This window comes from Streptomyces sp. NPDC051020 (assembly GCF_040683105.1).
Classification (GTDB): Bacteria; Actinomycetota; Actinomycetes; order Streptomycetales; family Streptomycetaceae; genus Streptomyces.
The window spans coordinates 21525-42824 of sequence record NZ_JBFBCG010000034.1; the positions used below are offsets into that span (position 1 = coordinate 21525).

General features: G+C 68.2%; 20 protein-coding genes and 1 tRNA gene. 9 read left to right on the plus strand and 12 right to left on the minus strand.

Annotation, left to right across the window (positions count from 1 at the left end; translation table 11 throughout):
* Positions 1–31: 31 nt before the first annotated feature.
* The 4 genes from AB0N06_RS19880 to AB0N06_RS19895 form a co-directional block, all read right to left on the minus strand.
* Positions 32–376, minus strand: coding sequence for a rhodanese-like domain-containing protein (locus AB0N06_RS19880; RefSeq protein ID WP_366135999.1), 345 nt, complete (start codon positions 374–376; stop codon positions 32–34).
* A gap of 46 nt (positions 377–422) precedes the next feature.
* Complete coding sequence (locus tag AB0N06_RS19885; protein WP_366136000.1) at positions 423–1325, minus strand: hypothetical protein; 903 nt, start codon at positions 1323–1325, stop codon at positions 423–425.
* 58 nt (positions 1326–1383) lie between these two features.
* Positions 1384–2835: a DUF2252 domain-containing protein gene (locus tag AB0N06_RS19890; RefSeq protein WP_366136002.1), complete on the minus strand. Its 1452-nt coding sequence runs from the start codon at positions 2833–2835 to the stop codon at positions 1384–1386.
* 135 nt (positions 2836–2970) lie between these two features.
* Positions 2971–4113: a hypothetical protein gene (locus AB0N06_RS19895; protein ID WP_366136003.1), complete on the minus strand. Its 1143-nt coding sequence runs from the start codon at positions 4111–4113 to the stop codon at positions 2971–2973.
* A gap of 75 nt (positions 4114–4188) precedes the next feature.
* Here AB0N06_RS19895 and AB0N06_RS19900 point away from each other — a divergent pair, with 75 nt between their 5' ends.
* On the plus strand, positions 4189–4656 hold the full coding sequence (locus AB0N06_RS19900; protein ID WP_366136004.1) for a MarR family winged helix-turn-helix transcriptional regulator: 468 nt from the start codon (positions 4189–4191) through the stop codon (positions 4654–4656).
* Between the two features lie 13 nt (positions 4657–4669).
* Here AB0N06_RS19900 and AB0N06_RS19905 read toward each other — a convergent pair whose 3' ends face one another.
* Complete coding sequence (locus tag AB0N06_RS19905) at positions 4670–5017, minus strand: helix-turn-helix domain-containing protein (RefSeq protein WP_366136005.1); 348 nt, start codon at positions 5015–5017, stop codon at positions 4670–4672.
* Between the two features lie 132 nt (positions 5018–5149).
* On the opposite strand from AB0N06_RS19905, the gene AB0N06_RS19910 reads away from it, so the two are divergent.
* Positions 5150–5761 carry an NAD(P)H-dependent oxidoreductase gene (locus tag AB0N06_RS19910; protein ID WP_366136006.1) on the plus strand — a complete coding sequence of 204 codons (612 nt, stop codon included), beginning with the start codon at positions 5150–5152 and terminating at the stop codon, positions 5759–5761.
* A gap of 208 nt (positions 5762–5969) precedes the next feature.
* Here the strand turns inward: AB0N06_RS19910 and AB0N06_RS19915 are convergent, their stop codons facing one another.
* The 3 genes from AB0N06_RS19915 to AB0N06_RS19925 all read right to left on the minus strand — a co-directional run bounded on the left by AB0N06_RS19915 (position 5970) and on the right by AB0N06_RS19925 (position 8606).
* On the minus strand, positions 5970–6629 hold the full coding sequence (locus tag AB0N06_RS19915; RefSeq protein ID WP_366136007.1) for a response regulator transcription factor: 660 nt from the start codon (positions 6627–6629) through the stop codon (positions 5970–5972).
* Between the two features lie 28 nt (positions 6630–6657).
* Positions 6658–8376, minus strand: a complete 1719-nt coding sequence (locus AB0N06_RS19920; RefSeq protein WP_366136008.1) for a histidine kinase — start codon at positions 8374–8376, stop codon at positions 6658–6660.
* Positions 8377–8523: 147 nt separating this feature from the next.
* Positions 8524–8606, minus strand: a tRNA-Leu gene (locus tag AB0N06_RS19925).
* 317 nt (positions 8607–8923) lie between these two features.
* Here AB0N06_RS19925 and AB0N06_RS19930 point away from each other — a divergent pair.
* The 7 genes from AB0N06_RS19930 (at position 8924) to AB0N06_RS19960 (ending at position 18262) form a co-directional block, all read left to right on the plus strand.
* Complete coding sequence (locus tag AB0N06_RS19930) at positions 8924–9790, plus strand: DUF3662 and FHA domain-containing protein (RefSeq protein ID WP_366136009.1); 867 nt, start codon at positions 8924–8926, stop codon at positions 9788–9790.
* A gap of 10 nt (positions 9791–9800) precedes the next feature.
* Complete coding sequence (locus AB0N06_RS19935; RefSeq protein WP_366136010.1) at positions 9801–10316, plus strand: FHA domain-containing protein; 516 nt, start codon at positions 9801–9803, stop codon at positions 10314–10316.
* A gap of 129 nt (positions 10317–10445) precedes the next feature.
* A complete protein-coding gene (locus AB0N06_RS19940) occupies positions 10446–11963 on the plus strand; it encodes a Stp1/IreP family PP2C-type Ser/Thr phosphatase (RefSeq protein ID WP_366136011.1) in 1518 nt (505 codons plus the stop codon).
* A gap of 23 nt (positions 11964–11986) precedes the next feature.
* Complete coding sequence (locus tag AB0N06_RS19945; protein ID WP_366136012.1) at positions 11987–13405, plus strand: FtsW/RodA/SpoVE family cell cycle protein; 1419 nt, start codon at positions 11987–11989, stop codon at positions 13403–13405.
* Complete coding sequence (locus AB0N06_RS19950) at positions 13402–14856, plus strand: penicillin-binding transpeptidase domain-containing protein (protein WP_366136013.1); 1455 nt, start codon at positions 13402–13404, stop codon at positions 14854–14856. The genes AB0N06_RS19945 and AB0N06_RS19950 overlap by 4 nt, the downstream gene beginning before the upstream one ends.
* A gap of 167 nt (positions 14857–15023) precedes the next feature.
* Positions 15024–17021, plus strand: a complete 1998-nt coding sequence (gene pknB, locus AB0N06_RS19955) for a Stk1 family PASTA domain-containing Ser/Thr kinase (protein ID WP_366136014.1) — start codon at positions 15024–15026, stop codon at positions 17019–17021.
* A 200-nt stretch (positions 17022–17221) separates the two neighbouring features.
* Positions 17222–18262 (plus strand): restriction endonuclease, encoded by a 1041-nt coding sequence (locus AB0N06_RS19960; RefSeq protein ID WP_366136015.1) that lies wholly within the window; start codon positions 17222–17224, stop codon positions 18260–18262.
* A gap of 106 nt (positions 18263–18368) precedes the next feature.
* Here the strand turns inward: AB0N06_RS19960 and AB0N06_RS19965 are convergent, their stop codons facing one another.
* The 4 genes from AB0N06_RS19965 to AB0N06_RS19980 are packed head-to-tail and all read right to left on the minus strand — an operon-like array spanning position 18369 to position 21290.
* Positions 18369–19100: a class E sortase gene (locus AB0N06_RS19965; protein WP_366136016.1), complete on the minus strand. Its 732-nt coding sequence runs from the start codon at positions 19098–19100 to the stop codon at positions 18369–18371.
* Positions 19101–19126: 26 nt separating this feature from the next.
* On the minus strand, positions 19127–20476 hold the full coding sequence (locus AB0N06_RS19970) for a class E sortase (protein WP_366136017.1): 1350 nt from the start codon (positions 20474–20476) through the stop codon (positions 19127–19129).
* Positions 20473–21111, minus strand: a complete 639-nt coding sequence (locus tag AB0N06_RS19975; RefSeq protein WP_358856668.1) for an aminodeoxychorismate/anthranilate synthase component II — start codon at positions 21109–21111, stop codon at positions 20473–20475. The genes AB0N06_RS19970 and AB0N06_RS19975 overlap by 4 nt, the downstream gene beginning before the upstream one ends.
* Positions 21108–21290, minus strand: coding sequence for a hypothetical protein (locus AB0N06_RS19980; protein WP_366136018.1), 183 nt, complete (start codon positions 21288–21290; stop codon positions 21108–21110). Before AB0N06_RS19980 ends, AB0N06_RS19975 begins: the two co-directional genes overlap by 4 nt.
* Positions 21291–21300: the final 10 nt, after the last annotated feature.

Sequence of the window (21300 nt, forward strand, 5' to 3'; positions counted from 1 at the left end):
CCCACCGGAGCGCGGGAGGATCCCCGCCGGATCAGAGAACGAAGGCCGGGTTGTCGTTGTCCGTGACCATCGGGCGCCCGGCACCGTCCCAGGCAAGCATCCCGCCGTCGACGTTCACGGCGTCGATGCCCTGCTGCACCAGGTACTGAGTGACCCGGGCAGACCGGCCGCCGACCCGGCACATCACATGCACGCGCCGACCGTCCTCCGCCGCCTCGGTCACCTCACCGAAGCGGCCGACGAAGTCACTCATCGGAATATGCAGGGCACCATCGACGTGCCCCGCCGCCCATTCGTCGTTCTCCCGGACGTCCAGCACAAGGCCGTCCGACGGCACCGCCGCGACATCCACCGAGGGCAGCGGGGCGAAATTCATGGGTCATGCCTTCTCTCGTACGAACGCTCCGGACTTACCAGAAACGCTACTGCACCAGACCTGCCAGCTCCGCCTCTCGCTGCGAGACCTCACCCAGCAGCTGTTCGGCGATCTCGTCGAGCAGCCGGTCCGGGTCGTCGGGCGCCATCCGCAGCATGGCCCCGATCGCGCCCTCCTCCAGCTCCTGGGCGAGCACCGTCAAAAGTTCCTTGCGCTGGGTCAGCCAGTTCAGCCGGGCGTAGAGCTCCTCGCTCTCGCTGAGCTCCGCCTGCGGTGGAACCGGCCCCGCCGCCCACTCTTCCGCCAGCTCCTTCAGCAGGGCCTCGTCCCCACGCCCGTAAGCGGCGTTGACGCGGGTGATGAACTCGTCCCGGCGCGCCCGCTCCGTCTCGTCCTGGGCGAGATCCGGGTGGGCACTGCGCGCCAGCTCGCGGTAGAGCTTGCGCGCCTCCTCGGTCGGCCGGACCCGCTTGGGCGGCCGCACCGGCTGCTCGGTCAGCATCGCCGCCGCCTCGGGGGACAGCCCGTCGGAGTCGAGCCAGTCGTGGAAAAGCTCGTCGATGCCCGGCATCGGCATCACGAGCGCCCGAGCCTCCTGAGCCCTGCGCAGATCCTCGGGGTCACCGCTCCGAGCGGCTCGGGCCTCCGCGATCTGCGCGTCGAGCTCGTCGAGGCGGGCGTACATCGGGCCGAGCTTCTGGTGGTGCAGCCGGGAGAAGTTCTCCACCTCGACCCGGAAGGTCTCCACCGCGATCTCGAACTCGATCAGCGCCTGCTCCGCCACCCGCACGGCCTTCGCCAGCCGCGCCTCGGGGCGCGCGTCAGCGGCAGCGCCCGCGTCGGCGTCACCCCGAGGGCCTTGCTGCTCGTGCTGCTCCTGCTGCCGGTCGTTGTCCTGCCGGTCATCGTCGTTCCGGGTGGTCGGCACCCCGGCGGCTTCGTGGGTCACCCGTCCAGCGTATGGCCCCGGCCCGTGCCCCGAGGACGCACGGTCGGCGGAACACCCCTCACACCCCGAGCTCGGCCGCTATTCGCCCTGAACCGACGGCCCGCACCAGCTCCGCGTGATCCGCCTCCGTACGGTCCGCGTACGTCACAGCGAAGCTCGCCACCGCCTCGTCCAGCTCGTCGTTCTTGCCGCAGTAGCCTGCGATCAACCGCGGATCGGCGCTGTGGGCGTGGGCCCTCGCCAGCAGTGCACCTGTCATCCGCCCGTAGTCGTCGACCTGGTCGGGCGACAGGGCTGCCGGGTCCACACTGCCCTTGCGGTTCCTGAATTGCCGCACCTGGAACGGCCGCCCCTGCACGGTCGCCCAGCCCAGCAGAATGTCGCTGACCACCTGCATCCGCTTCTGCCCGAGCACCACTCGGTGGCCCTCGTGCGCCGTCTCGGGCACCTCGAAACCGACGGCGGGCAGATACGGCGCCAGCGCGGAGGGCCGCGCCTCCTTCACCTGCAGGACCAACGGCTCGCCGCGGTGATCGAGCAGCAGCACCACGTAGGACCGGGTTCCGACGCTCCCCGTGCCGACCACCCGGAACGCCACGTCATGGATCGCGTAACGGGCGAGCAGCGGCACCCGGTCCTCCGAGATCGTGCCCACATAGTCGCCGAGCGCCGCCGCGACCGCTGCGGCCTCCGCATCCGGCACTCGCCGCAGCACCGGCGGTGCGTCGACAAAGCGGCGTCCGCTGCCCTCGGCCTCCTCCGTGGACTTGGCGGCGAAGCGGGCGCTGGTGTTCTTACGGGCCTTCTGCGAGACCCGTTCCAGCATGCCGACCAGATCCCGCGCGTCCGTGTGCGAGACGAGTTCCTCGTCGGCGATGGCATTCCAGGCGTCGAGCGCGGGCAGTCTGGCCAGCAATCGCATCGTCCTGCGGTACGCACCCACCGTGTCGTACGCACCCCGCCGACAGGTGTCCTCGTCCGCCCCGGCCTCACGCCCCGCGAGTACCAGCGAGGTGGCGAGCCGCTTGAGGTCCCACTCCCACGGGCCGAACACGGTCTCGTCGAAATCGTTCAGATCGATGACCAGACTGCCTCGCGCATCGCCGTACAACCCGAAGTTGGCCGCGTGCGCATCGCCGCAGAGCTGGGCGCCCACCCCGGTCACCGGTGTGCCCATCAGGTCATGGGCCATCAGCCCGGCCGAACCGCGCAGAAACGCGAACGGTGTGGCGGCCATCCGCCCCACCCGGATGGGCGCGAGGTCGGGCACTCGGCCCCGGTTCGACTCCTCGACCGCCTGCACGGCGTCGGGCCGGCCTGAGGGAAGGATCAGCGCATCGTGCGAGGTCCTGGGCACCCGGTCACGCAGTGCCTTGCCCGTCCGCCTCGGCGACTGCGGCGCGCTGTCCGCCGCAACGGCCGCGCGCCGGGCGAACCCGGGCACGACCGGTATGCGCGGCTCATCCGTCACAACCCGCTGCCTCGGCACTGCCGCTTCGAACTCACCCATGGCGCGCAGCCTTCCCCGCCCTCGACCGACGTCCTGTCCAACATCAACTGCCGACGACGGTACCGCCGTCCGTCAACAGCCGTCTGCCCCTGTGGAAAACCTGACCGAACACCTGTGGACAGCGCCTTGCCCTGGTCAGACGCCGACAGCCTCCTCCAGCTCCTCCTCCAACTCTTCCCTCGCCTCGACCTCGGCCCGACGCTCCGCCGTCACCCTGTTCTCCGTGCCCGTCCGGTTCTCCGACCCGGCCCGGTGCCGGGACGAACCCACACCCTGAGCCTGCGCAGCAACCTTCCGCCGCTTCCCCTCGGCCAACCCGGCCGCTCCCATCGCGACCAGCCCCACCAGGAACCAGAGCGCGAGCACCAGCACGTGTCCGCCGAGTCCGTGCCCATCGAAGTACACATGGCTCCTCACACCCTCGACGAAGCCCGCGCCGTTCCAGAACGCGTGCAGCGATCCGAAGAAGCCGGGCTGCAGTTCGGGCCGGAAGATGCCGCCGGAACTGGTGAAGTTCAGCATCACGAACAGCACCATCACGCCGAGCGTCGTCCACCGCTTGAGGAACGTGTGCAGCCCCACACCGATCAGGAGAATGCCCGCCGAGTAGAGCCAGGCCATCGCCCAGAGTCCGCCCAGCCCGTGGTCCACCAGCCCGAACATCGGCCCCGCGAACACCGCCCCGATCACGCTCACCACGAGTGACGCACCGAGGGCCAGCGCCGCCCTGATCCGCAACGCCAGCACCGCACCCGCGCCACCGATCACCGCGACCGACGCGTACGACCCGATGCTCACCGCGACCAGCAGGAAGAAGATCCCCTGGCCGGTCGGGTCGCCGTCCGCGGTCGGTGCCGTGTCCGTCACTTTCAGCGGGGCTCCCTGCGCGGCCGCCACCTTCGTGAAGACTTTCTCCACCACTGTGGCGCTGGTGTCGGAGGAGGCGCTGGCCACAAGAAGCTCGGGGTGCTTCCCCGGCAGGTAGGCACCGTAACTCGCCTGTGTCTTCAGGTGGTTCACCGCGGTGTCCCGGTCGGGGACGGTACGCACGCTGAGCGCGCCGTCACCCTTGTCCTGCAGCCTCTGCGCGAGCACCTGCGCGCTCGGCCCCGATCCGACCACGTCCACCCGCAGCTCGTGCGGTTCCGGAGCGTGGAACGCCCCCAGGTAGGCGAGTCCCATCCCGATGCACATCAGCAGGGGCGTGACGAGATGGCTCAGCACATGGCGCAGGGCAGCGGCGGTCGTGCCGCCGGCGGCACGTGAACCCGTGGACATCGGACTCCAATGGTTGGCTTTTACAACTCTTATATCCGTTGTACTATACAACTGAACATGGGGAAAGGTGAGACCGTGCAAGACGCCGCCGGGGAACGCGAAGAGTCGCTGGACGTCATCGAGCGCGAACTGACGGCGTTCGCGCGCCGGGCGCGCGCCGCCGCGGCCCGCCTCCATCCGGAGCTGCCGCTGGTCTCGTACACACTGCTGTCGCACATCGACGACCAGCAGGGCTGCCGCGCAACGGATCTGGCCGCGCACTACATGCTCGACAAGTCAACGGTCAGCCGGCAGATCGCCACCCTGGAGAGGCTCGGCCTGGTCGAGCGCCACCCGGACCCCACGGACCACCGGATCCAGGTGCTGCACCCCACCGAAGCCGGAACGCAGGCCCTCGCCTCGACACAGGCCAGCCGTCACGCGGCCTACCAGCAGCGCCTCGCGGAGTGGACCGCGGACGATCTCGCACGGTTCGCCGAATACCTGCTGCGCTACAACGCGTCGGGCGGGACGAGCACCCCGGGCGCGGGCACGCCCCAGTAACCGCCGGGAGCCGTCAGCAGCCGCCCTCGTCGACCACGAGGTACGTCTGCGCCCAGAGCGCCAGCTCCTTCAGGGCAGGCTCCATCGCGGCGCCGGCCCGCGTCAGCCGGTACGAGACCCGCAGCGGCGGACCCTCGTCGACCTCACGCACCACCAGCCCGGCCGCACCGAGTTCGGTCAGCCGGTCCGAGAGCATGCGCTCACTGATGCCCGGAATCGCCCGCCGCAGATCCGCGAAGTGCACCGGCTGCTGCAGAAGCACGGAGACGATCGGGCCCGTCCAGCGCTTCCCGAACAGCTCGAAGACGCGCGTGATGCTCTCGTCGACCCGCCGACACGCCTGCTCACTGTGATCCGCCATACACCCAGGGTACTGCGTCGCAGTGGGGTGCTTATGTTTAGTAAGCTCCTATGTTATTACTAGGTACATACGAAAAAGATGCCCTGCATCCCCAGCAGGGCACCGCTCTCTCAATATCCGTGGAGATCCCCCATGACCACGCTTCTGCACCTCGACTCCGCCGTATTCCCGCAGGGCTCCGCATCGCGCGAGGTCACCGCCACCTTCGTCAAGACCTGGCTCGAGCAGCACCCGGACGGACAGGTCGTCTACCGCGACCTCGCGGCGAACCCGCTGCCCCACCTGGACGCCGCAGCGGCAGCCGCCGGCGCCGAGGACCCGTTGCGCAGCGAGCTCGCCGCCGAGCTGGAGGCCGCGGATGCCGTCCTGATCGGCGCCCCTATGTACAACTTCAGCATCCCGTCGACCCTGAAGGCCTGGCTCGACCAGGTGATCATCGTCGGCCGCAACGTGGGCCCCGACAGCCCGGTGGCGGGCACCCCGATCACCGTCGTCGCCAGCCGCGGCGGCTCGTATGCCCCCGGCACCCCGCGCGAGGACTCCGAGTTCGTCCAGAACTACCTGCAGAAGCTGCTGACAAGCATGTTCGGCGCCGAGGTCGACTTCATCGTCCCGGAGCTGACGCTGGCCCACTCCCAGCCCGCGATGGCCGAACTCATCCCGCTCGCCGAGGCCTCCCGCGCCAGGGCGTTCACCGAGGCCACGGAGAAGGCCAAGGCTCTCGCCGCGCGACTCGCCGCCTGAGAGACTGTCGGGCTATCTCTGAGCCGTGGCACGGCGGAAAACCGGCCGGGGCTCGCGGAGATCGGACAGTCCCGCGAGCCGCGGCCCGCCGCCGCATGGGGATACACAAGCACCCCGCCACACAGGAACGCCCCGACGTACTGGAATGCCCCGAATCGGACGTTTCACGTGAAACAAAGCCCAGCGTTCCAAAGCCTCCAGAGCACGCCTACAGCCCCGCATCCCTCGCCAACAGCGCAGCCTGCACCCGGTTCTCGCACCCCAGTTTCGCCAGGATCCGGCTCACATACGTCTTCACCGTTGCTTCGCTCATGTGCAGCCGCCTACCCGCGTCGGCGTTGGACAGCCCCTCGCCGAGCAGGACCAGTACCTCGCGCTCCCGCCCGCTGAGTTCCGCCACCCGCCGCCGCGCCCCTTCACCCCGCTTGGCCGCCCGTCCCATGGCCAGCTGATCGACCACATGCCGAGTGGCACCGGGCGAGAGATAGGCATCACCGGCCGCTGCCGCCCGAACCGCCTGGATCAGCTCGGCCGGCGCGGTGTCCTTGAGCAGGAATCCGGCGCCCCCTTGCTCCAGCGCCCGCAGAACGTTCTCCCGCTCCCCGAACGTCGTGAGCACAATCACCCGCGCCCCCGGTGCTGCCGTGCGCAGTTCCACCAGTGCTGTGAGCCCGTCCATCACCGGCATCTGGATGTCGAGCAGCACCACGTCCGCCGCATGGGCACGGACCTGATCCACAGCCTCGCGCCCATTCGCCGCCTCGGCAACAACCTCGATGGAGCGGTCCGAGGTCAGGATCATCCGTATCCCCGCCCGGATGAGGGGCTCGTCGTCAGCGATGACGACTCTGATCGGCTGCCCCGTCACACATACCCCCGTACTCGTCCTGTCCGCCTCATCTACTGGGGACCTCATAGGACTTCTTCTCGATCAGCCTGCCGTCCCGGAAGCAGAACCGGAACACCGGATCGGTACTGAAGCTGTCGCCCACCTCTGAGGACATCAGGACCAGACACCGCGCCCCGGCCGGCTCCTCGGGCCCCGCGCCGTCCAGCCCGGCCGACATGAACGTATCCCCTGCGGGAAGCTGGTCCCGCACCTCGCCCTCCGCCGCCCCGATCCTGATCGCCCGGTACTGGCTCGGATCGATCATCGCCTTGTCCATCTCTCTCACCAAGAAATAGAGGCCGAACCCACCGATCAGCATCAACAGCACCAGGGCGCCCACCGCTATCCCGCAGCCCAGCGCGATGCCACTGCCCGTGCTTCTCGTCCTGCCGCTCATCGCCAACTCCCGCTCGGAAACCGTCCAGTCCATGACCGGACCACCGTTCCCCCGCGGGACCGTCCGTGACTGCTGCCGGAAGTCGTCCTCCGCATCGACCATCGGCGTACCCACGAACCCCCCGGCCACGGACTCGGCTCCGTACGGCAGCACGCCGGCCACCCGGAAGCCGCCGCCCTCGGTCCGCCCGGTGTGCACCATGCCACCGACCAGCCGGGCCCGCTCGTGCAGCCCGGGCAGCCCCTGCCCGCCGCTGACCACCCCACCCACGGCCTGTGCGCGCCGCTGCGGACCACTGACGATCTCGACGACGAAGGAATCCGGCTCATAGCGCAGCTCGACCGTGATGGCCGCGCCCGGTGCGTGCTTGTACGCATTGGTCAGTGCCTCCTGGACGATGCGGTACGCCGCATGGTCCGAGGCAGCCGCGAGCGCCCGGCTCTCCCCCGTACGACGAAGCTCCACAGCGCTTCCGGCGGCACGCGCCGCCTCCGCCAGCTCCTCGATGCCCGCGATCCCCCGCGCCGCCCGCTGCCCGTCCTCGCCGCGCCCGGGTCCCGGGACGTCGTCCCGCAGAATCCCGACGACTTCCCGCAGCTCGTGCATGGCACGGACCGACGCACCGCGCAGCACACCGACCGCCTCGCGCTGCCGCACCGTCAGCTCCGGGTCGACCTCCAGTGCCCCCGTATGGACAGAGATCAGCGCCAGCTGGTGACCGAGGCTGTCGTGCATGTCCTGAGCGATCCGCTGGCGCTCCATGAGCCGCGCCTGCCCCACGATCATGGCCCGCTCCCGGATCAGCTGTGCATTGCGCTCCTGGAGGGCGTGCAGCAGGGTCCGGCGCTGCGTCCAATACCGGCTGGCGAGACCGGGCACGAGCGTCGTCGCCAAGAAGTAGAGGGTGGTGAACAACACCTGGGTCAGCGGCCGCAGCCCCGGCCAGGTCATCGCAACGGTCACACCCACGTAGAGGACGTACGAGGCGGTGAACGCCCCCAACGCCCGCCCTGCCCCGGCGATCCGGCGCCCGGAACTCCACGCCACCACCATCAGCAGCAGCGCGAATCCGCCGGCGAGCCCGGCCAGGGCGGACGTCACCACCAGCACGCTCACGGGCAGCCGACGCCTGAGCAGCGACAGCACCACGACCATGGACGGCACCACCCACAGCCGCACTTCCCCGCCGCGCAGCAGTTCTTCCGTCCCCGCGGCCAGCAGCCCGAGCACCACGGCCAGCACGGCCTCCCCGGCCGTCCTGCGCCGGGACCACAGCTCCGGCGCCGCACACCACTGCCAGCCGGCCCGGAGTTTCGATATCGCGTACACGCCCCGCACCCTAGGCAGCCCTTCGCACACGCGACGCCTTTCTTTCGTTGCGCCCGCGCACGACGAAAGTCGCCCCGCCGCCGACACCTCGTCCGGGAACGAAGAAGCCCCACAGGCCGTTGGCCTGTGGGGCTTCTCTCTTGCTTGTGCGCGAGGGGGGATTTGAACCCCCACGTCCCTAAGGACACTGGCACCTGAAGCCAGCGCGTCTGCCGTTCCGCCACTCGCGCATGAGTGGTGCTTTCAGACTCTCTCACCTGTTGGTGCGAGCGCCTGGCGACATCCGGAAGATTAGCACGCTGGACAGGGTGGATTCACATCCGTTGTTTTGCCGAGCGGATGACGGGAAGCGGGAACGCGGACGGGTCACCCCCACTCCTCCTATGCACACCGCAGGTGCGGGACACTGTGAGGAGCGGCCACCTCTACGATCCGTGTGAGGGGTGACACTCATCCACTGGGCAGACAAGGGGAACCAGCCGATTTCCCGACGCGTGGATACGATCAGTAAGCAGTACAGGGACGAGAACACCGGAGGAGGTGCCCCATGGGAGTCATGAAGCGTTTCGAGCAGCGTCTCGAAGGTCTGGTCAACGGCACCTTCGCCAAAGTGTTCAAGTCCGAGGTCCAGCCGGTCGAGATCGCGGGTGCCCTCCAGCGCGAGTGCGACAACAACGCAACCATCTGGAACCGCGAGCGGACCGTCGTCCCCAACGACTTCATCGTTGAGCTCAGCGCCCCGGACTACGAGCGCCTGAGCCCGTACTCCGGCCAGCTCGGCGACGAGCTCTCCGGTCTGGTCCGGGACTACGCCAAGCAGCAGCGCTACACCTTCATGGGACCGATCAAGGTTCATCTGGAGAAGGCGGAGGACCTCGACACCGGGCTCTACCGCGTGCGCAGCCGCACCCTTGCTTCGAGCTCCTCGCAGCAGGACCAGCAGGCTCCACCGGGCCAGCCCGGCCACCCCGGCCACGGGCGCCCCGCCGCCCCGCAGCCCACCGGCGGCTACGGCTATCCCCCCCGCTCCGTCCCGCCCATGCCCGCGGCCCCGCCGCCGGGCAGCGGCCGTCCCGGAGCGCCCACCACCGACCGGCGCCCGCCGGCGGCGCCCGGCCCCATGCCGGGCGCGCAGGTACGACGTTGGATCGAGATCAACGGCACCCGCCATCAGATCTCCCGCCCGACGCTGGTGCTGGGACGCAGCACCGACGCCGACGTGCGGATCGACGACCCCGGCGTATCGCGCCGGCACTGTGAGATCCGGACCGGAACGCCCTCGACGATCCAGGATCTCGGGTCTACCAACGGCATCGTGGTAGACGGGCAGCACACCACCCGCGCTACGCTCCGCGACGGCTCGCGGATCGTCGTGGGCAGCACCACCATCGTTTACCGGCAAGCCGAAGGGTGAAGCGGGGGCAATGTCAGAGCTGACCCTGACGGTCATGCGGCTAGGTTTCCTGGCTGTTCTGTGGCTGTTCGTCATCGTGGCCGTTCAGGTCATCCGCAGCGACCTGTTCGGTACGCGCGTCACGCAGCGCGGCTCACGCCGCAGCGCGGGCGACACGCGATCGCAACAGGCACGCCAAACCGCCGCGGCACCGCCGCAGCAACGCCAGCAGCCCGGCCGCCAGCGCCGTGGGGCACCCACAAAGCTGGTCGTCTCCGAGGGCACCCTCACCGGCACCACGGTGGCGCTCCAGGGACAGACCATCACCCTGGGCCGGGCGCACGATTCAACGATCGTGCTGGACGACGACTACGCGTCCAGCAGGCATGCCAGGATCTACCCCGACCGTGACGGCCAGTGGATCGTCGAGGATCTCGGGTCCACCAATGGCACGTATCTCGACCGGACCCGCCTCACCACCCCGACGCCTGTTCCGCTGGGCGCGCCGATCCGGATCGGCAAGACCGTCATCGAGCTGCGGAAGTAGTACGACAATGAGCGAGCGGAGCGAGCGGGCCGCAGCGGTCTGGGCAACGGACCCGGCCCTGCTCCCGACCGGAGGGTGGGCAGTGTGGCGCGAGACCGGCTGTACCCCGAGCCGACGGGCGAGGTGCGCATGAGTCTGTCCCTGCGCTTCGCCGCCGGATCGCACAAGGGCATGATCCGGGAGGGCAACGAGGACTCCGGCTACGCCGGTCCGCGCCTTCTCGCCATCGCCGACGGCATGGGCGGCCAGGCGGCCGGTGAAGTCGCCAGCTCCGAGGTGATCTCCACGCTCGTCCAGCTCGACGACGACGTGCCCGGCTCGGACATCCTCACCTCGCTCGGTGCGGCGGTCCAGCGGGCCAACGACCAGCTGCGCATGATGGTCGAGGAGGACCCCCAGCTGGAGGGCATGGGCACCACGCTCACCGCTCTGCTCTGGACCGGTCAGCGCCTCGGCCTGGTCCACGTCGGCGACTCCCGCGCGTACCTGCTGCGCGACGGTGTGCTGACCCAGATCACACAGGACCACACCTGGGTCCAGCGGCTGGTCGACGAGGGCCGCATCACCGAGGAAGAAGCCACCACCCACCCGCAGCGCTCCCTGCTGATGCGCGCGCTGGGCAGCGGCGACCACGTCGAACCCGACCTCTCCATCCGTGAGGTACGGGTCGGCGACCGCTATCTGATCTGCTCCGACGGGCTCTCCGGCGTCGTCTCGCACCAGACCATGGAAGAGACCCTCGCCAGCTACCAGGGCCCGCAGGAGACGATCCAGGAGCTCATCCAGCTCGCTCTGCGCGGCGGCGGCCCGGACAACATCACCTGCATCGTCGCCGACGTCCTCGACGTCGACAGCAACGACACCCTGGCCGGGCAGCTCAACGACACCCCGGTCGTCGTCGGCGCGGTCGCCGAGAACCAGTCCGCCCAGCTGAACGACGGCGACGCCATGACCACCCCGGCCGGCCGGGCGGCCGGTCTCGGCCGCCCCGTCCCGCCGCCTGCGGGCGGCTTCGGCCCGCCCGGAAGCGGTGACGGCCTCGGCTACGGCGAAATGCCGGACGACTCCTTCGACGCGTACACCGACGACGACTTCGCCAAGCCCGGCGGCGGCCGCAAGTGGCTGAAGCGTTCGTTCTCCATCGTGCTCGCGCTGGCCGTCATCGGTGGTGGTGCGTACGGCGGTTACCGCTGGACCCAGAACCAGTTCTTCGTAGGCGCGAAGAACGATCACATCGCGCTGTACCGCGGCATCAGCCAGGACCTCGCATGGGTCTCGCTCTCGAAGGTCGAGAAGGACCACCCCGAGATCGAACTCAAGTACCTCCCGCCCTACCAGCGCAAGCAGGTCAAGGCGACCATCGCCGAGGGCAATCTGGCCGACGCCCGCGAGAAGATCAGCGAGCTCTCGACCCAGGCGTCCGCCTGCAAGAAGGACGCACAGCGCCGCGCGGCCGAGGCGGCGGGCAAGGCCAGCACCGGCGAGGGTGAAGCCGACGGCACGGGCTCGGACCTCTCGAAGACGTCCACCGGGTCCGGCACCACGTCCACCGCCACCAAGACCAAGCCGACCACAGCGACTCCCACTCCCGGCCCCAGCCTCTCGGAGGAAGAGACGAAGCTGGTCCCGCAGTGCGGTAAGCAGTAAAGCCGTAGGGGGCCTTCAGCACCATGAGCGTTGTCACCAACACGACCACGATCGGCGCGATCGACGCACCGAGCCGCCGCAACACCGAGCTGGGCCTGATGGCTTTCGCCATCGGCATCTCGGTGTTCGCGTACGCCAATGTGGGCCTTGCCATGGACGGCACACTGCCTTCCGGCATGCTCGGATACGGGCTCGGCCTGATTCTGCTCGGCGGCGTCGCCCACCTCGTGGTGCGCAAGTTCGCTCCGTACGCGGACCCGCTGCTGCTGCCACTGGCGACCCTGCTCAATGGGCTGGGGCTGGTACTGATCTGGCGGCTGGACAAGTCACCTCGGCTGATCCAGCGAGCCGAGACGTTGTTCGGCGCCTTCAGTCCCGACGCGCCCAAGCAGCTGATGTACTCCGCGATTGGCGTCGCCCTGTTCGTCGCCGTACTGATGCTGCTCAAGGACCATCGCATCCTGCAGCGCTACACGTACATCTCCATGGTTGTGGCGCTGATCCTGCTGATCCTGCCAATGTTCTTCCCCTCGGTGAACGGCGCCAAGATCTGGATTAGCCTCGGCCCGTTCTCCATCCAGCCCGGCGAGTTCGCCAAGATCATCATCGCGGTGTTCTTCTCCGGGTATCTGATGGTGAAGCGCGACGCCCTGGCCCTCGCCAGCCGCCGCTTCATGGGCCTGTACCTGCCCCGCGGCCGTGACCTCGGACCGATCCTCGTGATCTGGGGGCTGTCGATCCTGATCCTGGTCTTCGAGACCGACCTCGGTACGTCTCTGCTCTTCTTCGGCCTGTTCGTGATCATGCTGTACGTCGCCACGGAACGGACCAGCTGGATCGTTTTCGGTCTACTGATGTCCGCAGTCGGTGCGGTCGGCGTTGCCACCTTTGAACCGCACGTCCAGTCCCGTGTGAACGCCTGGTTGGACCCATTCGCGTGCTACACGACGGACAAGAGCGGCGCCTGCGAACAGATCGCCAACGCCATCATGTCCTTCGGTTCCGGCGGCACCCTCGGCACCGGCTGGGGCCAGGGCAACTCCGATCTGATCGGCTTCGCCGCCAACGCCGACTTCGTCCTCTCCACCGTCGGTGAAGAGCTCGGTCTCGCCGGAATGATGGCCGTCCTGCTGATCTACGGTCTGATCGTCGAGCGCGGTGTCCGCACCGCCCTCGCCGCCCGCGACCCGTTCGGCAAGCTCCTCGCGATCGGTCTCTCCGGCGCCTTCGCGATCCAGGTCTTCGTCGTCGCTGGTGGTGTCATGGGTCTCATCCCGCTGACCGGTATGACGATGCCGTTCCTCGCGGCCGGTGGATCGTCGGTGATCGCCAACTGGGCGCTGATCGGCATCCTGATCCGGATCAGCGACACCGCACGCCGGCCCGCTCCGGCCCCCGCCCCGTCCTCCGACGCAGAGATGACCCAGGTGGTCCGACCGTGAACAAGCCCCTGCGCCGGATCGCGATCTTCTGCGGCGTCCTCATCCTCGCCCTGCTCGTGCGGACCAACTATCTCCAGTACGTCCGCGCCGACGAGCTGAACACCCGCGACGAGAACCGCCGCGTCCGCATCGAGCGGTACGCCCATGAACGCGGCAACATCATCGTCGACGGCAACCCTGTGACCAGCTCGGTCGAGACCAAGGACAGCGACTTCAAGTACAAGCGGGCCTGGAAGAACGGCCCCATGTGGGCGCCCGTCACCGGCTATTCGTCGCAGGCCTTCGACGCCTCGCAGCTCGAAAGCCTTGAGGACGGCATCCTCACCGGCAACGACGACCAGCTCTTCTTCGACCGCACCCTGTCGATGTTCACGGGCGAGAAGAAGCAGGGCGGCAACATCGTCACCACCCTCAACGCCGCCGCCCAGAAGGCCGCCTTCCAGGGGCTGGGCGACAAGAAGGGTGCCGTGGCCGCGCTCGACCCGCAGACCGGCGCGATCCTGGCCCTCGCCAGCACTCCCTCGTACGACCCCTCGACCTTCGCGGGCAACTCCAACGCGGACACCAAGGCGTGGCAGAAGCTCCTGAAGGACAAGGACAAGCCGATGCTCAACCGGGCATTGCGCGAGACCTACCCGCCCGGCTCGACGTTCAAGGTCGTCACCGCCGCCGCTGCCCTGGAGAACGGCCTCTACACCGACATCGACGGCAAGACGAACTCCCCGCTGCCGTACAAGCTTCCGCAGACGACCACCGTCCTGCAGAACGAGGGCAACATCCCGTGCGAGAACGCCTCGCTCCGGGAAGCGCTGCGGATGTCCTGCAACACCGTGTTCGGCAAGATCAGCGACGACCTGGGCAACCAGAAGATGATGGACGAGGCCGCCAAGTTCGGCTTCAACAAGGAGATCTTCACCCCGGTCCGCGCCGACGCGAGCATCTACCCCAAGGACAACCGGCCGCAGAACGCCATGGCGGGCATCGGCCAGGCCTCCAACCGCGCCACCCCGCTCCAGATGGCCATGGTCGCCGCCGCAGTCGCCAACGACGGCAAGCTCATGCAGCCGTACATGGTCGCCGAGCGGCAGGCGCCCGGCCTCGACACGATCTACACCCACGAGAAGGAAGAGCTCGGCCGGCCTCTCTCGGGCGAGAACGCGCAGAAGCTCCAGCAGATGATGGAGACCGTCGTCAAGAGCGGCACGGGAACCAGGGCCCTCATCGACGGCGTCACTGTCGGCGGCAAGACCGGTACCGCCCAGCACGGTCTGAACAACAGTGAGAAGCCGTACGCCTGGTTCATCTCGTACGCGAAGACCAGCAGCGGCTCGCCCGTCGCCGTGGCCGTGGTGGTCGAGGACAGCAATGCCAACCGGGACGACGTCTCCGGCGGCGGCCTCGCCGCTCCGATCGCCAAGGCTGTGATGGAGGCGGTCATCAACAAGAGGTGACGCCCATCACATCGAGGGCCATGCCTGCACACTGGGATACCGGTCAGATATCAGCTCACGGCTGTGGGCCGATCAGGTAGCGCGTGGCCGGTACCGTATGCGCGAGCAGCACACCGCCGGACCACACACCGGTGCGGTCGGGACTGACGGAGAGGGCTGGAACAGTTATGGAAGAGCCGCGTCGCCTCGGCGGCCGGTACGAGCTGGGCTCGGTGCTCGGCCGTGGTGGCATGGCCGAGGTCTACCTCGCGCACGACACCCGGCTCGGCCGCACCGTCGCTGTGAAGACGCTGCGGACCGATCTCGCCCGCGACCCGTCTTTCCAAGCCCGGTTCCGCCGCGAGGCCCAGTCCGCCGCCTCGCTCAATCACCCGGCGATCGTCGCCGTCTACGACACCGGCGAGGACTACGTCGACGGTGTCTCCATCCCGTACATCGTGATGGAGTACGTCGACGGCTCGACGCTCAGAGAACTTCTGCACTCCGGCCGCAAACTGCTGCCCGAGCGCACCCTCGAGATGACGGTCGGGATCCTCCAGGCGCTGGAGTACTCGCACCGCGCGGGCATCGTCCACCGCGACATCAAGCCGGCGAACGTCATGCTGACGCGCACCGGCCAGGTCAAGGTCATGGACTTCGGTATCGCCCGTGCCATGGGCGACTCCGGCATGACGATGACCCAGACCTCGGCCGTCATCGGCACCGCCCAGTACCTTTCCCCGGAGCAGGCCAAGGGCGAGCAGGTCGATGCGCGCTCCGACCTGTACTCGACCGGCTGTCTGCTCTACGAGCTGCTGACCGTCCGGCCGCCGTTCGTCGGTGACTCGCCCGTCGCGGTCGCCTACCAGCACGTGCGGGAAGAGCCGCAGCCCCCCAGCACCTTCGACCCCGAGATCACGCCCGAAATGGACGCGATCGTGTTGAAGGCTCTGGTCAAGGACCCGGACTACCGCTACCAGTCGGCCGACGAGATGCGAGCCGACATCGAGGCCTGCCTCGATGGCCAGCCGGTCGCCGCCACCGCGGCCATGGGCGCGGCCGGTTACGGCGGCTACGACGGGTACGGAAACGACCAGCCCACCACCGCGCTGCGCGCAGCCGACCCGAACGGCGCCCAGACCTCCATGCTGCCCCCGGTCAATCCGGACGACGGCGGCTATGGATACGACGAGCGCCCGGACCGCCGCCGCCAGAAGAAGAACAACACCTCGACGATCCTGCTGATCGTCGCGGGCATCCTGGTGCTGATCGGCGCGATCCTGATCGGCAAGTCCCTCTTCGGCGGCGGCAGCGGCGACGACGGCAAGGTCGACGTGCCGAACATGGTCGGTTCGACCGTGGCAGAGGCGGAGGAACTCGCGAAGAACGCCGTTGTCCACGTCAAGGTCGGCGCGCGCGAACCGTGCGAGACCCAGGACGCGGGCAAGATCTGCAGCCAGAATCCCAAGGGCGGCAAGATGGCGGAGAACGAGACCGTCACGGTCGTCGTCTCCACCGGCGCGCCGAAGGTGGAGGTCCCGAACGTCACGAACGAGTCCGAGGAGAACGCCCGCAAGATCCTGGAGGAAAAGGGCCTCTCGGTGAAGGTCGTCACGACCGAGTCCTCCACCGCGAAGCCCGACACCGTACTCGACCAGAACCCCAAGGGCGGCGAGAAGGCCAAGCGGGATTCCGAGGTCAAGATCACGGTTGCCAAGCAGGTTCTGGTGGAGGTACCGCCAGTCGTCGACCGGGACTACGCCGCCGCGCTGGACCAGCTCAACCGCCTGGGCTTCACTAACGTGTCGCAGACCCCAGTCGACTCGAACGAGCCGGCGAACAAGGTGATCGAGGAGACCCCGCTGGCGGGCACCAAGCAGCCGAAGGACGTCCAGATCGTCCTGAAGGTCTCCAAAGGCCCGACGCAGCCGGCGACGGTCCCGGTCCCCGAAGTCAGGGGCAGCACGGTCGCCCAGGCCAAGCAGGCCCTGGCCGAGAAGGGCTTCACTCAAATTCAGTTCGCGCAGGACAGCTCGGACGACGACAACGCCAGGGTCGCCAACATCGATCCGCAGCCGGGCACCCAGGCCGACCCCGCGACCACCGTCATCACCCTCATCACGGTAGGCGGCAAGGGAAACGGGAACGGCAATATCTTCGGCGGCCCATCGGGCTCGCAGAACTGAGCCGCGCCGCACGAACGTGAAGGGCCCCGGTCACCGAAACGGTGACCGGGGCCCTTCGCTGTGCCTGACGCAACGAGTGGCCCGCATACCGCACATGTGGTCGCAAACCGATCGTGTCTTCATATGTCCTGAATCGTTGAATCGATGGGGCGGGGTGTCGAGCTCTTCCCTCTCTTCTGCACACATAGGAGGTCAGGAGCATGATCAACGAAGCAGTTCTGCTGGAGTCGAGGTCACTGCGCGATGGCGTGGTGGACCGGACGCACGTCATCGACGAGGTCAAAGCCTTGTCTCTTCTTCCGGACGGCATGCACGTGACGACGGCAATGGTCGCCACGTACTTCGAAGTGACCGAAACCGTCATTCGGGCCATGGTGTTCGACCATCGTGAAGAGCTCGAAAGCAACGGCTATCGCGTCCTCACTGGGTCGGAACTGAGTTACTTCAAGCAACTCAGTGGAATCCAGTCACGCACGGCGTCGCTTGCGCTCTTCCCCCGGCGAGCTGTCCTCAACGTCGCCATGCTGCTCCGCGACAGCGAAGTCGCACGTCAGGTGCGTACATACCTCCTCGACATGGAGTACGTCTCACGAACTCATCCTGTGGATAACTCTGTCCACAGCCCCTCCGCCGACCTGTTCGCCAACCTCGACGAACGCATCGACAGGCGCATCACAGACGTCCTCGGCAAGTCCGTCGTCCCCATGCTCAACGCCCTCATCGAAAGCTCGGGCGAACAGCGCAGGGACCTCCTCTCGGTCCGAGAGGACATCCACCGCGTACAACGCAAGCTCGCCCAGCACGAACGGAAGCTGTACAGGCTGGAGCGCGCTGGAGAACAGCGGCCACTCAGCGGTGTCATGGCATCGATGGATGCCATGAACTGGCGGGAGTTCGAGCAGCACATCGCAAGCCTGCTGCGTCGGGACGGCTGCACCGACGTCGCGATCCACGGCGGAAGCGGCGACCGCGGGGCCGACATCACCGCCTACACCTCCGACGGGCGCCGACTGGTCGTCCAGTGCAAGAATTTCGCCCCGTACCGTTCGGTGTGGAGCGGCGAGATGCAGAAGTTCGTCGGCACCAAGACACTGCACCGGGCGGACGTTGCCGTGTACGTGGCGACCTGCCCGTTCTCCCGCGAGGCGCTCGACATCGCTGTCCAGGTTGGTGTCACAGCCGTCCACCGCGGACTGCTGGAAGCCTGGAGCGCGGGCGCGACGCTACAGGTTCTGCGCTAGTCACACGGGATGCCGAAGGGCCCGAAGTCGCAAGGGAAAGTTGCGGCTTCGGGCCCAGCTCATACTGACACCTCGTGACTGCCCTCCTCCAAGGAGGGCAGTCACGTCAACGCAGCTCCGCCGGCTTCGTGCGGTCCTTGTCGACCTTCTCCGTACGCACCAGCTCGCCCCACACGATGTACCGGTACTTCGACGTGTAGACCGGCGTGCAGGTCGTCAGCGTGATGTAGCGGCCGGGCTTCTTCACGCCCGACTCCTCGGGGACCGGCTGGAGCACCTTGACGTTGTACTTCGACGTCTCGGGAAGCTCCTTGAAGACCTTGTAGACGTACCAGGTGTCCTTGGTCTCGAAGACGACGGCATCGCCCGTCTTCACCTTGTCGATGTTGTGGAACTTCGCCCCGTGCCCGTCGCGGTGCGCCGCCAGCGTGAAGTTGCCCTGCTTGTCCCAGGGGAGAGCCGACTTCACCGGGTCCGTGTAGTAGCCGGCGATGCCGTCGTTGAGGTTCTTGGTGCCGGTGCCCTTCTTGACGAGGACCTCGCCGTTCTTCATCGCGGGTACGTGCAGGAAGCCGATGCCGTCCTTGGTGTCGAGGGCCCCGGGTCCCTCGGCCCAGCGGTCGCGGACGGTGTGCCCCTGCTTCTCGGCCTCGCGGTCGGCGAGCACATTCGTCCACCACAGGGAGTAGACGACGAAGAGGCCCAGCACCAGGCCTGCGGTGATCAGCAGCTCACCGAAGACACTCACAGCAGTCGCAACGAGATGGCGGTCCCTGCTCCGCACCGGAGGCGCGGACTCGTCGGTCTGCTCGTCCTGCTGCTGGGTCCTCGCTGCCACCGCACCCGTCCCTGTCGTGATGAAGTTCAGCCGACGAGCGCGTCGGGCTTCCCCTTGCTGCGCGGCCGTTCGTCGACCATCTTGCCCCAGACGATCAGCCGGTACGTACTTGTGAATTCAGGCGTACACGTCGTCAGAGTGATGTAGCGGCCGGGCTTGGCGAAGCCCGAACCGGGCGGCACCGGGGTGATCACCGAGACATTGGACGGAGACGTCTGAGGAAGGACGCTGGTCATCTCGTACGTGTAGTACGCATCCTGCGTCTCGACCACGATCGGGTCACCCTTGCGCAGCCGGTTGATGTAGCGGAACGGTTCGCCGTGGGTGTTCCGGTGACCGGCCAGCGCGAAGTTGCCCTGCGCGGCCGACGGCATCGCCGTCTTGAGTGCGCCCTGGCCGTAGTGACCGACCATGCCGCGGTCCAGGACCTTCTCCTTGCTGATGCCCTCGGCGATCGGGGCGACCACGTCCAGCTTCGGGATGTGGATGATGGCGAAGCCCTGCCCCGGCTCGAACGCCCCGGGCTTGCGGCCCTTCGCCCAGCCGTCCTGGATCTTGTGCGTCTCTTTCCCGGCCATCTGGTCGGCACGCACATTCGTCCACCACAGCTGGTACGTGACGAACAGCAGCATCAGCACGCCGAGCGAGATGAACAGCTCGCCGACGACCCGGCTGGCGACCACGGCCGGGCTGTCCTTGGCCGCGCGGGCGGCCCGCCGCGCCTCGACGCGGGACAGCGGACGTCCCTCCGGTGTCGCCGCCGACCGGGTCCCCGGCTGCGGCTCGGCGCGACGGCGGCCGCGCCCCTTGGCGGCGCGCCGACGCTCGGCCCGGCCTCCGGTGGGCGGTTCCGTACGCGATTCGAGTTCTGTGGTCTCCGGGCCGGGATCTTGAGCGGCGGCAGGCTCCGTGTCGTACGGCTCTGCTTGCGGTGCCGGAGCCGTCACCGTCCGGTCGGCCAGGCGCCGGGGGTCCGCCGTCCGCAGACCGATCGTCTCGTCGTTACGGGGGAGCGGCGGCGCGGGCGGAGGCGCCGCGACAGGCTCCTGCTGCCCGTACCAGTCCCGCTCATACCCCTCGGGGTCGTACCACTCACGCGGCGCCCCCTGAGGCCCCTGTGCCCCTTGTGACGCCTGCACCTGGCCTTCCCACTGCCGGCCCTGCACCGCCCCGGTGCCCGCTGTCTCCGCTGTCTCCGCTGTCTCCGCCGGAATGCTCTCCGCCCGGAACCACGGCGCGTGTTGCCCCGGCAACGGATCGTTCAGCGGGTCCGCCAGCTGGTCGACTGCCGCCTCGAACGCACCCGCGGCCTCGTACGCTCGTTGCTCGTACGGGCCTTCCTCACCGGTGTCGTGCTCGGGGCGGAGTGCGGTCACGCGACAGCCTTGCCCACCACCGGCGCGAGCCCCTCCGACCTCGCGACGGCTCCCGTATCACCGCACCGCACCAGCCAGTTGGCCAGCATCAGGTGGCCGTACTCGGTCAGGACCGACTCCGGATGGAACTGCACACCCTCCACCGGCAGTTCGCGATGGCGCAGCCCCATGATGATGCCGTCGGCCGTGCGCGCCGTGACCTCCAACTCCTGCGGGATCGTCTCCGGTTCGGCGGCGAGCGAGTGGTAGCGGGTGGCGGTGAACGGGGACGGCAGCCCGGCGAAAACGCCCTGGCCCTCGTGCGTCACCGGCGACGTCTTGCCGTGCAGCAGCTCGGGGGCGCGGTCCACCACACCGCCGTACGCCACGGCCATCGACTGCATGCCGAGGCAGACGCCGAAGACCGGGACGCCGGTCGCCGCGCAGTGGCGCACCATCTCGACGCAGACGCCCGCCTGCTCCGGGGTCCCGGGGCCGGGCGAGAGCAGAACGCCGTCGAAGCCGTCCTGGGCGTGTGCCGTGGTCACCTCGTCGTTGCGCAGGACCTCGCACTCGGCGCCGAGCTGGTAGAGGTACTGGACGAGGTTGAAGACGAAGCTGTCGTAGTTGTCGACGACAAGGATGCGGGCGCTCACTGGCCGGTCCCCGTTCCGCTCGTGCCGTCGACCGTCACGTCGCCGAACGGAAGCAGCGGCTCGGCCCACGGGAAGACGTACTGGAAAAGCACATAGACGACGGCGAGTGCCAGTACGAGCGAGATGAGCCCGCGCACCCACGCGTTGCCCGGCAGATGCCGCCAGATCCAGCCGTACATGCTGTCCCCT

Excerpts from the sequence above, each read along its gene's own strand:
- AB0N06_RS19935 (WP_366136010.1), top strand. The coding sequence starts at position 9,801 with ATGTCAGAGCTGACCCTGACGGTCATGCGGCTAGGTTTCCTGGCTGTT.
- AB0N06_RS19905 (WP_366136005.1), bottom strand. The coding sequence starts at position 5,017 with ATGGCGGATCACAGTGAGCAGGCGTGTCGGCGGGTCGACGAGAGCATC.
- pknB (WP_366136014.1), top strand. The coding sequence starts at position 15,024 with ATGGAAGAGCCGCGTCGCCTCGGCGGCCGGTACGAGCTGGGCTCGGTG.
- AB0N06_RS19930 (WP_366136009.1), top strand. The coding sequence starts at position 8,924 with ATGGGAGTCATGAAGCGTTTCGAGCAGCGTCTCGAAGGTCTGGTCAAC.
- AB0N06_RS19880 (WP_366135999.1), bottom strand. The coding sequence starts at position 376 with ATGAATTTCGCCCCGCTGCCCTCGGTGGATGTCGCGGCGGTGCCGTCG.
- AB0N06_RS19960 (WP_366136015.1), top strand. The coding sequence starts at position 17,222 with ATGATCAACGAAGCAGTTCTGCTGGAGTCGAGGTCACTGCGCGATGGC.
- AB0N06_RS19945 (WP_366136012.1), top strand. The coding sequence starts at position 11,987 with ATGAGCGTTGTCACCAACACGACCACGATCGGCGCGATCGACGCACCG.
- AB0N06_RS19940 (WP_366136011.1), top strand. The coding sequence starts at position 10,446 with ATGAGTCTGTCCCTGCGCTTCGCCGCCGGATCGCACAAGGGCATGATC.
- AB0N06_RS19980 (WP_366136018.1), bottom strand. The coding sequence starts at position 21,290 with ATGTACGGCTGGATCTGGCGGCATCTGCCGGGCAACGCGTGGGTGCGC.
- AB0N06_RS19910 (WP_366136006.1), top strand. The coding sequence starts at position 5,150 with ATGACCACGCTTCTGCACCTCGACTCCGCCGTATTCCCGCAGGGCTCC.
- AB0N06_RS19895 (WP_366136003.1), bottom strand. The coding sequence starts at position 4,113 with ATGTCCACGGGTTCACGTGCCGCCGGCGGCACGACCGCCGCTGCCCTG.
- AB0N06_RS19890 (WP_366136002.1), bottom strand. The coding sequence starts at position 2,835 with ATGGGTGAGTTCGAAGCGGCAGTGCCGAGGCAGCGGGTTGTGACGGAT.